We start from the raw sequence: 16,300 nt of genomic DNA, 5'->3' as shown, positions 1-16,300 counted from the left end.
CCGCATACTCTTAAATTCCTTCTTGTGCAAAAGATAACATTTGCTGCTTCTTCACTGATGTCATATATTTCATATGACCATGAATCAAACCTCGTCACCAGACGCTCTGACCGCCAGACACGTTCGCGCCGCCCGGGCCCTGCTCGCGTGGTCCCAGCAGGACCTCGCCAAGCGGGCGGGCGTGGCGACCTCGACCGTCGCCGACTTCGAGCGCGGTCATCGCAAGCCGGTGGCGAACAACGCCCAGGCCATCCGGGACGCTCTCGAGGGCGCCGGCGTCCGCTTCCTGCTGACCGGAGCGGTGATCGGGCCGGCCCTGCCCGAGATGCCGGGCGTCGCGGGTCGACCGGGGGCGCCGGTGCGCTGGGTATCCGCCGAGGACCTGGCCGAATGGGCCGATCGCATGGACGGGGCGGTCAGCCTGCCGACGCTGGTGTCACGGCTGATCTTCGCCACCCATGGCCCGGCGGCCCGGCTGCGGTTTCCCTCGGACGAAAGCGTGCGCCATCCCGGGTGGGACGGCCGCACCCTGCTGGAGACAGGCGGCGTCTGGGTCCCCGGCGGCGAGACGGGCTGGGAGATCGGCGCCCAGCGCAGCGCGATCGCGCGCAAGGCCGAGGACGACTTCCGCAAGCGCACCGCAAAGCCGGCCCCGCTTGTCCCGGCCGAGAGCGCCTACATCTTCGTCACCCCACGCCGATGGCCGGACAAGGACGCCTGGGCCAGGGCCTGTCAGGCCGAAGGCGTCTGGCGCGAGGTGCGCGTCTATGACGCCGACGATCTGGTTCACTGGATCGAACAGACGCCAGCTGTCGGCCTGTGGCTCGCCGCCCGGCTCGGCAAACGCCCGCCCGGAATCCGCGAGCTTGAGGACATCTGGAACGAATGGTCCCTGGCGACGCAATGGCCGCTGACCGCGGACCTCGTCCTGGCGGATCGCGATGAAGACGCCGCCGAGGTCCTGCGCTGGCTCCGCGCCGAGCCCTCGGTCCTGGCCCTGCAGGGCTCCACGCCGGAAGAGGTCGTCGCCTTCTTCCACGCCGCCCTGGCGGAGCTCCCGGGCGACCTGGCCGAGGCCTACCGGAACCGCTGCCTGGTGGCGACGACCCCGGACGCCGCCCGGGCGCTCGCGGACGCACCCGCCCCGCTCATCCTGATCCTGACCGATCCGGACCCGGGACTGGCCCAGTCGCTCACCCTGCGCGGCCACTACGTCCTGCTCGCCTATGACGACCGGCCCGTGACTCACGGCGAGGTCCGTCCTCTCGCCCGGCCGTCCCGCGAGGGTCTGGCCGAAGCCCTGCTGGCCTCGGGCATCGCCGAGCCCCGCGCCCGGGCCCTGGCGCGCGACAGCGGCCGGAACCTCGCCGTCCTGCGCCGTCTGATCCCGAGCGCTCCGGACCGCGTTCCGTCCTGGGCGGAGAATCCCCACCCCGCCCTGAAGGCGGCGATGCTGATCGGCGGCTGGAATGAGACGGTCGAGGGCGACCGCGAACGCCTCGCCGCCATGGCCGACCAGCCCTATGACGACGTCATCGCCGCCCTGGCCCCCTATGTCGGCGCCTTCGACAGCCCGCTGCGCAAGATCGGGCCGTCCTGGCGCATCGCCTCTCCGCCGGACGCCTGGCTTCTGCTGGCGCATGCCCTGGCGCCAATCCATCTCGATCGTTTCGAGGCGGCCGCCCGCGCCGTGCTCGGCGCCGCCGACCCCCGCTTCGATCTGGAGCCCGACGAGCGCTGGCTCGCCGGCCTGCGCGGCGTCCAGCCGCGATACTCCGGCCTGCTGCGCCACGGGATCGGCCAGGTCCTGATCCTGCTCGCCCTCTGGGGCGATCGCGTGCGCACGGTTCCTGATGCCGGCCGCCGCGCCGAACTCATCGTCGCCGGCGTGCTTCGCGAGGCGGACGCGCGGCGCTGGTGGTCGCTGTCGGATGATTTCCGCCTTCTTGCCGAGGCCTCGCCGAAGGCTTTCCTGGACGCGGTCGACGACAGCCTCGATGCGGACGAACCGCCGATCATCGCCCTGTTCGGCCATGACGAGGGCGGCCTGTTCGGGGCCGAACACCTGTCCGACCTGATGTGGGCCCTGGAATCGCTGGCCTGGTCGCCCGACCTGCTGCCGCGCGTCACCCATCTGCTCGCGCGGCTCGACGCGATCGACGTCCGGCCGCGTCGTTTCACCAACGGCCCCGCCAACAGCCTGCGGGAAATCTACCTTCTGTGGAATCCGCAGACCCACGCCCCTCTCGCCGACCGGCTTCGCGCGCTCGACCTGATCCGCAAGCGCGAGCCGGCCGCCGCCTGGAAGGTGATGCTCAGCGTCCTTCCCAAGGGGCACGATTTCGCCAGCCCCACCGCCCAGCCGCAGTGGCGGGACTTCACGACGGACAAGGTCGAGACCGTCACCTGGGCGGTGGTCGGCCGGGGCGCCGCAGAGATCAGCCGCCGGCTGGTCGAGGACGTCGGTATAGACCCGGAGCGCTGGGGCGCCCTTCTCGATCGCCTCGGCGACCTGACGCCTGACGCCGGACCGGCGCTGGCCGCGCTGGACGGCGCGGAGGCCGGGATGGACGATCTCGCCGCGCGGGACGCGATGTGGGACAAGCTTCGGCGCGTCCTGCACCATCATCGCCAGTTCGAGGATGCGGACTGGGCCCTGCCGGCCGAAGTGCTCGAACGGCTGGCGGAGGTCTATGACCGGTTCGCGCCCGTCGACCGCCTGGCGCGGACGGCCTGGCTGTTCGAACCGTCCGCCCCGCTGCCGGATCCGCCCACGGCGGGATGGGAGGCCCAGGAGCGCGATGTCGATGAGGCGCGCAAGGTCGCCGCCCGCGAGGTCCTCGCAGAGGGCGGCCTCGCGGCGGTGCTCGCGCTCGCCCGGCTGACCGAGACCGCCGGCTACCTCGGCAAGGCCCTCTACGACGGCGGCCTTCCGGAAACGGATCTCGACGCGCTGATCGAGTCGGCCGCGCGCAGCGATGACACGCGGGTCCATAACCTCGCGCACGGCCTCGTCGCCGCCGCGAGCCGGGATCGCGACCCGGCCTGGGGGACGACGCTGATCGGACTCGCCGAAAGCCAGGCCTGGGGGGAGACCGCCCTGATCGTCCTGCTCCGCGCCCTGCCCGTGGGGCGCGCGACCTGGGACGAGGCGGCCCGTCTCGGCGAGGCCATCGATGCTGTCTACTGGCGACGCATGCCGGTGTTCTGGATGAGCGAGGACGAAGCCGACATCGCCTTCGCCGTGCGCAAGCTGATCGCTGTAGGCCGAGCCCGGCACGCCCTGCCGCTGGCCTGTCGTCCGGGCAAGGCCCAGTTGCCGTCCGCCCTGCTGGTCGAGGCGCTGGAGGCGGCCGCCGCCCAGCCTTCTGACGAAGGCGGCGATTCCAACTCGGCCGTCATGTTCCAGCACTACGTCGCCGAGATCCTCCAGATCCTCGACGACCGGACCGACCTGGAGGATGCGACCCTCGCCCGGCTGGAATGGAACTATCTTCGCGTGCTGGAGCACTCGCGACGGCCGGCCAAGGTCATCCTCCGAGCGATGTCGGAACAGCCGTCCCTGTTCGTCGAGATGCTCAGTTTCGCATTCAAGGCCGCCGAAGGCACCGAAGGCGGCGACGCCACGGACGAGTCCGAGCCCGAGCCCAAGGATCCCGAACAGCTCCGGGTGATCGCGCTTCAGGCCTATCGCCTGCTGGATCTCTGGGACCACATTCCGGGCGCTGGCCCCGACGGCGTGATCGACGCCGCGCGTCTGGAGGCCTGGATCAAGGAAGCCCGCGCCCTGGCCAGGGCCGCCCAACGTGCCGACATCGCGGACAGCAAGATCGGGAACATGCTGTCGGCGTCTCCCCCGGGAGCGGACGGAGTCTGGCCCGCCGAGGCCGTCCGTGACGCCCTCGACCTGTTCCGCAGCAAGCCGATGCTCAATGGCTTCCAGGTCGGAAAGCTCAACCGGCGGGGCGTCACGACGCGACTGCCCGGGGACGGCGGGGAACTTGAACGAAACGAGGAAGCGCGTTTCAGGGACTGGGCGAAAGCGATCGCCTATGACCACCCCCACACCGCCAAGGCGCTCAACGCGATCGCGGATTCCTACGCTTGGGACGCCCGCCGTCACGACGAGGACGCCGAGCGGCTCGACTGGATGTAGCAGACCATGAACCTATGCATCTTCTGCGACACCGAGCTCACGCCTGAGACTAAGCCCGAGCACATCCTGCTGAACGCGCTCGGCGGTCGAAAAACGACGCGGCGCGCCATCTGCTCAAGCCACAACAACAAATTTGGGGCGACTATCGACAAGGCGATCACCGACCAGGTCGCCGCCTTCCGCAATCTCCTGAAGCTCGACTCAGGCACGGGAAAGCCGCCGCCGCTCATGCGAATCGAGAACACCCGGGGAGAACGCCTCATCCTGCACCCCGACGGCAAGCCGGACCTCGTCCAGAAGCCGTTTGTCTTCACGCCGCGGCCCGAGGGCGGTTTCGACATCGAGATCAACGCGAGGGACGAGGCGGAGCTGACCCGCATCATACCCAACGTCGCCGCCGCTCTGGGCGCCTCGGAAAGCAGCGTATGGGATCAGCTCGCGCAGAACGGCACGGGAAGCTGGAGGAGCCGCCGCGCGGGCACCGTGCATCACGAGCTTGCGCTCGGCGGCGAAGATTCCCTGCGCTCGATCTGCAAGGCTGCGTTCTGCCTGATCGCCGCCGACGTCGGAACGGACAGTCTCCGGACGCCGGCCTTTGCTTCGGCGCGCGACTTCGTCGTCTCCGGAGGCGACGAGTTCAATCGGGAGAGGGGCAGCCTTGATCCCCGCACCCTCCCCGTTTCGGACCTGCTGGAGGAGCGGTTCGGCCCCCTGTTCAACCTGATCTATGTCCGAAGCGATCCCGCCGGGCGGGTGGTGGCGCATTTCACTCTCTACAACCTGATCGCCTGGCGGGCCGTTCTGGCCGAAGCGGGGGGGCCGACCGACCTCCATTTGGCGCTCGCCTCAAACCCGCTAGAGCCCGGCCAATGGTCCGACCGGATCCTGCCTGGGGCCGAGGTGCCCTTCGCCTGGCTCGACGCTCCGGACCGATCAAACGTTTTTGAGGCGACGACCGCCCGGTTCACCAAAGCCCTATCGCTCTGGCAGGAGCGAGGCCGGTCCGAGCTTACGGCCCATATTGTGAACCGCATCTTCGAGCGCCACGGCATCACGGACGATCAGTCCCCGATCGACGATCCCGAGTTGACCCAGCGCATCGTCGCCGAAATCGCAGACGAACTCGCGCATCACCTCGTTGGCCTGCCACACCAACGACCAATGTCGCCGGATGACCTCAACCGGCTCCGTGGAGAGAGAAAGCCTTGATCTGCGTGCTGACCCGGGCACTGAAGCCTCTTCGTCCCATTGAACCAGCGTGTTCCTGATCGATCCATGTCCAAGCGCGCTCCACCTGTTCGGGCACCTTTCACCTACACGGGCCGCAGCTACCCGGGGTTGGCTGGGCGATGGTTTCCATCTGTCGCCGCCTTCTGTCGAGAAGCGGGCATCGACAGCGGTTTCGTCTATGGCCGTATGCACCAGGGCTGGCCGCTTCTCAGGGCGCTTGATCTTCCCAGGCTCGAAACCTCCGGCAGGCTCGGTGCAATCTACCTCGTGACCCGCCTTTCTACTGGAGAGCGCTATGTCGGGCTTACGTGCGTGTCTGTCCGCTCACGATGGAGCCAGCACGTTCGTTCCGCACCGAAACGTGCATCGCCATTGGGCCGCGCTATCCTCGACGACGGAGCCGAAGGCTTTACAGTCGAGACCCTGGAGGAAGGCGTTTCCACGGAGGAGCTGGCCGACCGCGAGAGGGCGTGGATCGAGAAATTGGGAACGCGGATTCCCCTCGGTCTCAACTATCACCGAGGCGGCGCCCTGGGTGGAGGCGGACAGCGCACGCTCGAAGTCGATGGCGAGAGGTTCCGCTCTGTCCTCGAAGCGTCCGAAGCCATGGCGAAGCGGCATGGGCTGACCCCGGGAGCGGCTCACCAACGCTTGCGAAAAGGGATGTCACTCGAGACGCCGCTGAAGGTATTCCAGACCCGGGGAAAGGGCGTCGCCGGCAGCTTTCTCTGGTCGCGCTGGCGGGCGATGCGGAACAATGTGAACTCCGAGCTTTCCGACCACTGGCAGAACTGGGAGCAGTTCGCGGCCGACCTGGCGGCCCTCGCCCCCAGCGATCGCCTTGTCCGCATCGATAATCGTCAGCCGTGGGGGCCGGACAACTTCAATATCCACCCAGGATCCTTGATTGATCACCCCAAGGTCGGAACGGTGCATTGGCAGCGGTGGCGCAATCTCCTCAAGTCGGCAGATCGGGAGGCCGGTCGTGGCATAGTCGAGGACTGGCGCGATTTCGACGCCTTCGAGCGCGACGTCTCCTCCGGCTTTGTAAGGGGCAAGGTTCTCGTACCACTGGACTGGTTTCGGCCTTGGGGTCCAACCAACTTTCGCTGGGGCTCCCAAGCCGAGCTCAGCGCACTTATCGGCCGCTTCGGACGCAAGGCCACCCGGCACGGGGAGTGTGCAACGCCTGCTTACAAGCGCTGGCTCTCTATGCACAATGACGCTCGTCGCAGCGGCTGCGGCGTAGCGGCACCTTGGCACGATTATCCCACCTTCCGCGACGCGGTCATCGACGGTGTAGAACAGGGACTTGTCCTGCTCCGGCCGGATCGCCGTCAGCCTTGGGGACCGGCGAACTTTCGTCTCGCGACGCGGTCTGAATACAGGAAATCTCTGGGCCGCTTCACTCATGGCGCCAGCAACACGCCGCTCCACCGTCGCTGGGCCTCACTCCGGGCCCGCGTGGCGCTGTCGGGCGCCGCTTGTGATCCCGGGTGGGATAGCTTCGAACAGTTTGCGAAAGATGTCGGTCCAGACCGCGCCGAGTGCGACTTGAAGCGCCGCGACGCCACTCTCGCCTATGGACCGGGAAACTTCACTTGGGTCGATCGTCGCGAACGCAGCGCGGCCGTGGCCCTGGCGAAAGCAGACAAAGCTATTGCGGGCGAGGAGAAGCGGAAGGCCAGGCAAGTCGTGGTGGAAGGCGTCGTCTATCGTGGCCTCTATGCTCTAGCGGAAGCTTACCGCTTGCCGGCGAGTACGGTCTGCCTTCGGGTGAGGCAAGGCATGACGCCTGAAGAAGCCGTTCTGGCGCCAAACAAGAACGCCGCAGCGGCAAAGCCGGTAGTGCTCGACGGCCAGAATTTCGAAAGCTTGGGCGCCGCGTTCCGATATGTTGAGACCCGTTATGGCGTACGGGAGAACGCGATGCGGGAACGCATGCGATCCGGGCTCAGCCTGCAAAAGGCCGCGCACAAACCGCTACGGAAGGACTCTCGGCGCCGCACCTAGATAACGAATCGCCTGCTGCGATATCTGCGGACCACCAAAAGCAGCCATGCTTGCGCGGTCCACGAGCCGACATCCTGTCTGATGTAACTCAAGGGCCTTTTCCGCCCACCGCAGCGGCTCGGACAGAGAGCGATTAGGGCCGATCATTAGGCTCAAAAAGCGAAACTCCACAGGCATCTAAAATCAGGAGTTGAGGAAGCTTTGCTGCATGAGATAGAAGAACAAAACCAGAAAACGCGAGAGCTCCATGACCTCGATCTATCCGCTTACCGATCAAGCAGATTCGTACCTCGAAGAATTGGCGGAGAGTCTTAGTGTCACGGACGCCGCCCGTGAGGCTGCTGAACGCAGCTACACTTCGCTTGGAAACTGGCTTTGTCGCGATCAGTCCTCGGTCAAAGTCTTTGATCCCAAGGTCTATGTCCAAGGATCGTTTGCCTTGGGGACGACTTTGAGGCCGATCAGCGAAGACGGAGAATATGATTTGGATTCGGTATGTGAGTTCCACGCCCTGTCCATGGACCAGCTCGCACAAGAAACGCTCAAAACACGCCTTGGGACGGAGGTGGAGGCCTATCGCAAGAGCCGCAACATGGAAAAGCCGCTCCACGAGAGCCGCCGATGCTGGACCCTTCACTACGCCGACGAAGCAAAGTTCCACATGGATGTGGTCCCCGCGTTGCCGAACGGTGCCCAGCTTCGCACCTTACTCGAGCGTGCGTCGATGAAGACGGACTTGGCGGGTACCGGGATTGTCATCACCGATAACGAACGAGCGGACTATCGTATTATCACAGATCAGTGGCCTCGATCTAATCCGCTCGGTTACGTGGAATGGTTCAAGGAGCGCATTGAGCCCCAGCTTCGCCAAAGGATGATAGTTCTAGCAGAACAGGCCAAAGCGAGCGTCGATGAGATACCCGAATACAGGGTGAGAACCCCGCTCCAAGGCGCAATCATCCTCCTCAAGAACCACCGGGACATGCGTTGCGAGGGAGATGCGTGCGACTGGCCGATCTCCATTATTCTGACCACCTTGGCGGCGCGTGCGTACAGGTCCGAGGAGACCATCGGCAAGGCCTTGGCGACCATCCTGGACACCATGGATGACTACATCGAGCAGCGAGGCCAACAGGCCTGGGTTTCGAACCCAAGCGACCCCTTCGAGAATTTCGCCGACAAATGGGCCGAGTTCCCAGAGCGTGAAGCCGCTTTCCATGCTTGGTTGGCCACGGCTCGTCGAGATTTCGCAGCCCTGGCGCGCGAGACTGATCGTCGACGGATCGTCGAGATCGCAAAGGCCGCAGCCGGCGAAACGGCCGTGCGTCGCGTCGATGAGGCGTTCAGGGGCGGCGGACGCGGCGTCCGCGCAGCTGGAACCGCACCTGCTGCAGGCTTGGCCTTCCCCGACACGCCGCGCGTCCCGTCGTCGCCTCGAGGGTTCGCTTGAACTGGCTTCTCACCCAGCCAGGTCGCGCGCTGAAGGAAAAAGCCGGCCTCGCCGATCTGGAAGGCGAGGTGGATTGGCTCTCGGAGGTGGCCTGGAAGCTTGAGGGCCTATCCCTTACCGTGGGGTTCACGATCGCGCTGGGAGAGCGGCGTGTACCCTTGGTGATGACCTATCCGGACTATTTTCCGGACGCCCCGCCCTCCGTCAAACCCGCCGCAGCGGACGTGCTCTTGTCCGGACACCAGTGGGGGCGTGGCGGCGAGCTGTGCCTCGAACACAGGGCCGACAACTGGCGCGCCGAGATCACCGGTGCCGACATGGTCCGAAGCGCCCACCGCCTGCTCAGCGAAGAGGGCGATCCCGCCGCCGGTCCTGTGCCGTCGGCGCACGCCCTCTCGCTCGGCCAGACCATACGTGGGGAGGACTATCGCTTCCTCTGGCCCCATGCGCTTGCGGATCTTGTGGCGGCCCTACCACCGGGCGCGGACCTTCCGGTCGTCATCGGCGAATACAAGGTCGGCGGCGTCGAACTCGCGCGACCAACGACTATCGGCGAGGGCGATGCCATTCTCTGGTCGGAGCCGTTGTTAGGATCGGAGGGGCGAACCTACGAGGCGCGGCTGGTCCTCCTCGCGCCCGAAACTCGGTTCATCGCCAAGCCCGACACCGATCAGGCGCGCGAGGCCCTGACCGCCGCCGGCGCAGGTCATCATTTGGATACTCCCAAGGAGGGTTTGAGACTCTTCGTCCTCGCCAAGGGCCGGGACGCTACCTTGGTCTGGGGTTACCAGACTTCGGAGAAGACGGCCCTTTTCGCTTACCGAACCGTGCCGCTTCCCGAGGCGAGCCCCCGGCTACCCGACGCTTACGCCGCGCTGGCTGGCAAGACGGTCGGCCTCGTCGGCTGCGGGTCTGTCGGCTCCAAGGTTGCCGTCGCCCTGGCTCGATGCGGCGTCGACCATTTCGTGCTGCTGGACGACGATCTTTTGTATCCCGGCAACTTGGTACGCAATGCGCTGGACGGCCGCGCGATAGGTCTCAACAAGACCCTCGCCCTGTCCGCCGCCGTCCGAGATGTCCGCCCCGAGGCCAAGGTCACGACCCGCAACATTCGCCTCGGCGGCCAAGAAAGCAGCGGCACGACGGCCCAGGCGCTCACCCTGTTGGAAACCTGCGTTTTGATCGTCGATGCGACGGCCGAGCCGGAGGCCTTCAATCTCTGTTCGAGCGTCTGCTCTAATGCGCGCAAGCCTCTGGTCTGGGGCGTGGTCTATGCTGGCGGGATCGGTGGCGTGATCGCGCGCGCACGCCCGGATGTTGAGCCTCCGCCCCTTCTCGCACGCGCCCAAATGGCGCTTTGGTATCAGGCCCGAGGCACGCCATGGGCGGCCGAGGACGATGGCAGCTATGGGGCCCGAGAGGCAGGCTCGCCGCTGGTCGCCGACGACGCCGACGTCGGGGTCATCGCGGCACATATGACGCGACTGGTGATCGACACCCTGCTCGGCGCGCCGTCGGACCTCTCCCACTCGGCCTATGTCATCGGCTTCAAAAAGTCTTGGATCTTCGACGCTCCATTCGACGTCTGGCCGATCGACTTCACGCCAGAAGGTCGATGGGGACCAAACTTCTCAGAGGCCTTGGTCGAGGACCTCAATCGCCTCGTCGCCGAACTGAAGCCGAAGGATGAACCGGCGTGAGAGTCGAACTCCCCGTCTGGATCCAGAAACGCCTGCGGGGAAACCTGCGCGAAGCGGGACGGCTGGAGATCGGCGGCGTCCTCATGGGCGAACAGCTCGAGCCCGGCCATTTCCGGATCGTCGACTTCACGGTCGACGATCAAAAGGGCGGGATGGCTCATTTCACCCGCGGCACCGATCAGCACCGCGCCGCCCTGGATGCCTTCTTCGCCCGGACAGACGCTGACTACGGCCGGTTCAACTACCTAGGCGAATGGCATTCCCATCCGAGTTTTCCTGTGAGGCCCAGTCCCACAGACACGACCTCGATGCTCGATCTCGTCAATGGGGAGCGAGGCATCGACTTCGCTGTCCTGATGATCGCCCGGCTCGATTATTGGGTCGCGCTAAAGCGGTCCTTCACCCTCTTCGTCCGCGACCGTCAGCCAGTCGCGATCTCGGAAGCCCCACGATGATGCATCACGTCCACCACTTTATCCGCTCAGCGACCGATTGGATCTTCCGACGGCGTCACCCCGGCCTCGCCTTGATCCGGTTCGCGGTGCTTCTGGCCATCCCCTTGCTCGGCGGCCTCGCCTTCAGCATCACCTTGCCGTTCGACGCCGGTCCCATGAGCCTGAGCTACAGCACCGACACGGGCCCGGCGTCGATCATCACATCGGTCCTGCTGGCTCTTGTGCTGGTCCTAGCGGGCACCGGCATTTGTCTGATCGTCGCCGATCGCAAACGTCTGGCCCGCCAACGCGTGATCGCCGTGGAGTTTCGAGGGCTTCACGACGGCGGAGGCGCTCCGCTGGAGGACGCCGTGCCGGATCGCTTCGACGCCCGCCGCGATGGCGTGGTCATCGACGTCCGCCAAGGCCTGATCAATGGCGTCATCGTCGCCCCCGACATCGCCGTCGGCAAGCTCCTGTCGATGCGAGATCAACTGGCCTCGCGGGAATCCGGGCGGGATCGCCGGGACATCCAATATGTCGTCGGCGGGATCGCGCCGGTCCCCCTGTTGTTCCTCGCGGGCCTCCTCGTCGACGACGAGGCCCCGGTCACCTTCATGGATTGGGATCGATCAGCCCGCATCTGGCGGGAGCTGAACGGACCGGACGACGGCGAACGGTTCGTGGTGTCAGGCTTAGACGCCTTGGTGGACGAGGCCGACGCGGTCATTCTTGCGATCGGCTATTCCTTCCCGGTTGATCTCCCCGCCGCACACGCTCGGGTCGGCAACCTTCCGGTCGTCGCCTTGACCATGCCAACGCATTCCACCACCACACACTGGTCGGGGGGTAAGCAGATGGCGCTTGCGCAGCAGTTCATCGACGTCATGATCGCCATCAAAGGCAAGCGGGCCAAGCTGGTCCATCTCTTCTTGGCGGCGCCCGCCAGCCTGTCGCTGAGACTAGGCACTCACTACGACCAGCGCCTCTACGCACGTGCCATTGTCCATCAGTATGAATCCGGCTCACCCTCGACCTTCAGTTGGGCGATCCGGCTCCCGACGGACGCCCTGCACACCGCTAGCGTTGTGCCGGCAGGTGTCGAGGCGGCATATGACTAGTGTCGGCCGGCTCGGCTGAGCGGCCTGCCCGATAGAGGACCTTCCGAACCGCCACTTTGAGTCGAGGCCGTGTAAAAACTCGTCTCTGCGAAAATTGACGGCATAATTCTACCGATCAGGAGGCATTCACCGGACGGGGCTTCCGCCGTGGCTTCGTTATCTGCGTGCAGGGGCAAAAACGTTGCTTCGAAAACTGACTCCTTCGAGTTTTTACACGGCCTCAGTCAGAAGCCGTCGATCCATCGCAGGACATGATCCTTGGCGCCCCGGCTGGCGAATTCCATTCCGGCTTGGGCCAGGATGTCGAGATGGACGTTCCCCTCTTCCGAGGCCCGCGCCGCTCCCATGCACATCACCAGGACCGCGTTCTGGAGTTCGCCCTGTTCGGCGTTCGTCCGCGCGCGCGCCTTGGTCTGGACGAGGTCGGCATCTACTGCCGCCGTTGCCCGCGCCGGTGATTTCGATCCCGCGACCGCCGACGCTCCGGTGAGGTGGCGAGCCCAGGTTTCCAGCGCGGCGCGCTTCTCCGGAATGTAGGTGTGCCGGTCGTAAACCCCGGTCACGGCCGCCCCTTCGTTGGGGGTATGACCAAGCACCAGCCCGACGATGAATCGCGTCACGCCATACCGCCCCGTCAGTGTCGTGGCGCCGGAGCGCCGAACATCGTGAGGGGATCCCGACTCGATCTTCCGGCGCGCGCAGGTGCGGGCGAACGCGCGCGTGATGGCGTGAGGATCGAGGTGTTGACCCTCCACGCGATCGGAGGGGAAGACGTACGGGCTGCGTGGATCCAGAGCGAAGGCGGCCTCGAGGACGTCCAGGCTCTCCGGGCTCAATGGCACGACGTGCCGGTGCGCCGCCTTCGCTCGCGCCGAAGGAATGGTCCAGAGCCCCGCCTCAAGATCGAACTCGCTTTTCAACGCGCCCGCCACCTCGTTGCGTCGCGTCAGGGTGAGCATCAACAACTGGATGGCCAACCCCATGGCCGGCTCCAGACGGGCGTGAATTCCGGCTGTCTTGTCGCCGGGCGACCGTGGCAAGGAGGCATCGCCAGCCGCGGCCCAGAGCACCTTGAGCTGTGCGTCGTCGAACATCCGCTCCCGGGATGTAAGCGCCAACGGCCGTGCGAGTCCTACGGCCGGATTGGCTTCGAGCCGTTCCTCCATGACCGCAAACCCGAGGACCGCATGCAGCACCCCGCCGATCGAGGCCAGGCTGGCGGGCGACAGCTTCTTGTCGACCACGAGCGTGCGCATGAACGCCTTGATCTCGGCGCGCTTGATGCCGGAGAAGTCACGCGATCCGAACACGGACGTGATGTGGTTGCGCCAGACGCTGCGTTCATTGCCGATCGTGACCGCCCGCTTGGGCTTTCGACGTCCCCCGTGCAGCCCGACCTCCGCGGCGGCCCAATAGTCCTCCGCCAAAGCGTCCAGGGTTTCGATCTTCAGCGCCTTGGCGCGCGCCGCCTGGCGCTCCGCGACAGGGTCGTGGCCGTCGGCGACCGCGACGCGGACGCCGGCCGCCTTGAGGCGAGCCTCGGCCAGCGAAAGGTCAGGATAGGTCCCCAGGGCGAGGCGGCGCCGGGCGCCCTGACGGTTGGTGTAGCGAAACTCGAACTGCTTGGTCGAGGAAGGAAGCACGCGCAGGCTCAGTCCGCGACTGCCGGTGATCTTTTTTTCGTAGATGGTCTTCGTCGGCCGCAGAGCGAGAATCTGTCGGTCGGTGGTAAGCTGTACTGAGCGATCCATGGCGATCCCACGTGTGCCAGATGCACTGGGACATTACCCCATTTTCAGGATTTGTGGGCGCCATTGATGCCTTTTGACGCGAAGTTCGTTGAAAACCGCTGAAATGCGGAAAAACCGCGAATCGTTCTTGTTCAATGAGTTACGCGTCCGCTGAAAAGCGATGAAACAACCTGAAACAGGCCCGGCGGCGGTTCACACCGAGGGGGTCACAGGTTCAATCCCTGTCGCATCCACCATTTCTCCCTCTCGGCTCAACGCCGGTCACTGCCCGCCCGCCGCCGTCGCGGGCAGCCGGACGATCACATCGTCGACCTGCACCCCGCCCCGGTCGACGACGAGGTTCTGATAGTTGCGCTGGCCGTCCTGGGTTTCGGATTCGACGTTCTCGACCTGATCCCGGAACTGGCGACGCAGATAGGTTGACAGCTCACCGGCGGTCACCAGCCGGTCGCCGTCTCCGTCGGCCTCGCCGCCCATGCCCGCGCGCAGGAAGTGGGACAGATAGCCCCCGGCCTGGAATTTGTCGGCCACGGCGCTGGTCAGATCCTCCTCCGAGCTGAACAGTCCCATCACCCCCGGCCGGTCCACGACGTTGCGCGCGAAGCCGCCCGAGAAGCAGGAGTCTATCACCAGCAGCGACAGTCGCGTGCGCAATGTGCCGAACAGTCCGGCCATTTCGCCATCGCTGATCTCGCCGTCGCGCAGCACGATGGACTCGGACTTGCCATCCGGCTCCAGCCCGCTGACCTGCGCATCGGACTGGTCGCCGTGGCCCGAGAAGAAGAACATGAAGGTGTCCTGCGGCCCCGCCTGGGCCGCGACCCGGGCGAAGGCGCGGCGCACGCCGGCGACCGTGGCCTCGGCGTTGGTCAGCACCACGCTGGCGTCGTTCAGCGAGCCATCCGCGCGCAGGGTCTCGGCCAGCTTGCGGGCGTCCTCGTCGGTGAAATCGAGGGGACTTTGAGCCCCGCCGTAGTCGGACACCCCGACCATGACCGCGAACACTCGCGCCCCGCCCTGCACCGAGGCCTGCCGCGGCGAGCCGAGGCTGGGGCTGACGCTGAAGCGATATGAGCCGGTCTCGCCGGGGGCGTAGGACGTGACCATGACCTCGTATTCGCCGTCCTCGGCCAGTACGGTGTCGAGCCGACTGTCGTGGCCGCCGTCGCGGGCGTCGTCGTTCTCCTGCTGGTCCCCCGACGGGGTGGTCAGGATGGTGTAGGCGTCGAAGGCCGAGGACGTCAGCTCCACCGCCACCCGCTGGCCGCGCTGGCCGGTGAAGCGGAAATGGTCGACGTATTCGCCCGAATCGAGGGTGTCGTCGCCGGCGTCCAGCGAACCGCTGACCGCTTGGCCGAGGGTGATCTCGCCGTTGGCCGAAGCGCGCTCGGACGGACGCACCGGCGGCGGAGCGGGGATTGCGGCCCCCGTGCCGTCCAGCACCGCCAGACGGTATCCGCCCTGCTCGCCCGAGGCGTAGCTGGTTGCGGTGATGCGGTAGTCGCCGTCGGCCGGCAGGGTGACGACCAGCCGACTGTTGCGCCCGTCGGCCACCGCCGGATCGTCGTCGTTGAAGGCCGAGAAATCGCCGGGGCCGCTGATGGCGACATAGGGATCGAAGGCCGTTGAGGTCAGACGGAGGTCTAGGGTCTGTCCGCGTCGCCCCCGCAACACATAGCTGTTGATGTACTCGCCGCCCTCCAGCTGACGGTCCCCGGCTCCCAGTCGCCCGTCCAGGGTCTGGCCGAGGCGAATCGCACCGTCCGAAGCGGCCACCGCGGCCGGGGATCCGCCGGGTCTCGTAGCCGCTCCGCCCAGGGTCAGGGTGTAGGCTCCCGTCTCGCCGGGTTCATAGCTGGTCGCCGACACCTCGACGTCGCCGTCGGCCGGGGCGGTGAAGCGCAGCCGGCTGTCGTGCGAACCGCGCGCGCCCGGATCGTCGTCATTGTCCTCGCTGAGGCCGCCGGGACCGCGCACGAGCAGATAGGGATCGAAGGCCGAGGATGAGAGCGTCAGCTCATAGGTCTGGCCGCGCCGGACCGGGAATGTGAATTCGTCGGCGTATTCGCCGCTCTGCAGGGTGTCGTCGCCCCGCGCCAATTGACCGCGAACGGGCCGCCCGCTGGTCAGGGAGCCCGCGCCCTGTGCGTCCGGAGCCGTCGTCTGTTGCGCGGCCTGCCGGCTCCCGACCGGCCTCTGCGGCGGGGTCAACTGCTGCGCGCAGGCGGCTCCGGCCATCGAGACGAGCGTCAGCGCGGTGGTGGCGGCGAGTATGGTCTTCAGCATGTGGTCCCCCGAAACCCCACTCTGCCCGCGAAACGACGGTCTGTCAGCGGTCATTCGTCGGGGCCTGAAATCAGCAGGGCCACCCTTCGGCCTTGTTCCGGGCGCAAACACCCCGCCCTTCGCCGGTCGCCCCTTCCCCGGGGCGAGACTGGCGCGCGC

Annotated in this window: 9 protein-coding genes; 7 read left to right on the top strand and 2 right to left on the bottom strand. The window is 66.3% G+C overall.

All coding sequences use genetic code 11. The features are described from left to right. Positions 1-73 precede the first annotated feature (73 nt). The 7 genes from PSV23_RS15265 to PSV23_RS15235 all read left to right on the top strand — a co-directional run bounded on the left by PSV23_RS15265 (position 74) and on the right by PSV23_RS15235 (position 12,104). Entirely contained in the window at positions 74-4,156 is a 4,083-nt protein-coding gene (locus PSV23_RS15265; protein ID WP_300470640.1) for a helix-turn-helix transcriptional regulator, read from the top strand. 6 nt (positions 4,157-4,162) lie between these two features. Then, entirely contained in the window at positions 4,163-5,365 is a 1,203-nt protein-coding gene (locus tag PSV23_RS15260; protein WP_300470638.1) for an HNH endonuclease, read from the top strand. A 66-nt stretch (positions 5,366-5,431) separates the two neighbouring features. Continuing rightward, positions 5,432-7,399 (top strand): GIY-YIG nuclease family protein, encoded by a 1,968-nt coding sequence (locus PSV23_RS15255; RefSeq protein ID WP_300470636.1) that lies wholly within the window; start codon positions 5,432-5,434, stop codon positions 7,397-7,399. Positions 7,400-7,646: 247 nt separating this feature from the next. Further along, on the top strand, positions 7,647-8,849 hold the full coding sequence (locus tag PSV23_RS15250; RefSeq protein WP_300470634.1) for a nucleotidyltransferase: 1,203 nt from the start codon (positions 7,647-7,649) through the stop codon (positions 8,847-8,849). Continuing rightward, positions 8,846-10,549 carry a ThiF family adenylyltransferase gene (locus PSV23_RS15245; protein WP_300470631.1) on the top strand — a complete coding sequence of 568 codons (1,704 nt, stop codon included), beginning with the start codon at positions 8,846-8,848 and terminating at the stop codon, positions 10,547-10,549. Before PSV23_RS15250 ends, PSV23_RS15245 begins: the two co-directional genes overlap by 4 nt. Continuing rightward, positions 10,546-11,004: a Mov34/MPN/PAD-1 family protein gene (locus tag PSV23_RS15240; protein ID WP_300470629.1), complete on the top strand. Its 459-nt coding sequence runs from the start codon at positions 10,546-10,548 to the stop codon at positions 11,002-11,004. Before PSV23_RS15245 ends, PSV23_RS15240 begins: the two co-directional genes overlap by 4 nt. Further along, on the top strand, positions 11,001-12,104 hold the full coding sequence (locus PSV23_RS15235; protein WP_300470628.1) for an SAVED domain-containing protein: 1,104 nt from the start codon (positions 11,001-11,003) through the stop codon (positions 12,102-12,104). The genes PSV23_RS15240 and PSV23_RS15235 overlap by 4 nt, the downstream gene beginning before the upstream one ends. A 224-nt stretch (positions 12,105-12,328) precedes the next feature. Here PSV23_RS15235 and PSV23_RS15230 read toward each other — a convergent pair whose 3' ends face one another. Both PSV23_RS15230 and PSV23_RS15225 read right to left on the bottom strand, forming a co-directional pair. After that, positions 12,329-13,855: a site-specific integrase gene (locus tag PSV23_RS15230; RefSeq protein ID WP_300470627.1), complete on the bottom strand. Its 1,527-nt coding sequence runs from the start codon at positions 13,853-13,855 to the stop codon at positions 12,329-12,331. A 261-nt stretch (positions 13,856-14,116) separates the two neighbouring features. Further along, entirely contained in the window at positions 14,117-16,141 is a 2,025-nt protein-coding gene (locus tag PSV23_RS15225) for a pre-peptidase C-terminal domain-containing protein (RefSeq protein WP_300470626.1), read from the bottom strand. Between the last annotated feature and the right edge of the window lie 159 nt (positions 16,142-16,300).

The sequence above is a fragment of the Brevundimonas sp. genome (assembly GCF_029946145.1).
GTDB lineage: Bacteria > Pseudomonadota > Alphaproteobacteria > Caulobacterales > Caulobacteraceae > Brevundimonas.
Note: the sequence above shows the minus strand (reverse complement) of the source record. Positions and strands in the feature narration are given on the sequence as shown.

Coding starts and splice junctions, on each gene's coding strand:
- PSV23_RS15265 (WP_300470640.1), top strand. CDS start 74: ATGACCATGAATCAAACCTCGTCACCAGACGCTCTGACCGCCAGACAC.
- PSV23_RS15260 (WP_300470638.1), top strand. CDS start 4,163: ATGAACCTATGCATCTTCTGCGACACCGAGCTCACGCCTGAGACTAAG.
- PSV23_RS15255 (WP_300470636.1), top strand. CDS start 5,432: ATGTCCAAGCGCGCTCCACCTGTTCGGGCACCTTTCACCTACACGGGC.
- PSV23_RS15250 (WP_300470634.1), top strand. CDS start 7,647: ATGACCTCGATCTATCCGCTTACCGATCAAGCAGATTCGTACCTCGAA.
- PSV23_RS15235 (WP_300470628.1), top strand. CDS start 11,001: ATGATGCATCACGTCCACCACTTTATCCGCTCAGCGACCGATTGGATC.
- PSV23_RS15230 (WP_300470627.1), bottom strand. CDS start 13,855: ATGGATCGCTCAGTACAGCTTACCACCGACCGACAGATTCTCGCTCTG.
- PSV23_RS15225 (WP_300470626.1), bottom strand. CDS start 16,141: ATGCTGAAGACCATACTCGCCGCCACCACCGCGCTGACGCTCGTCTCG.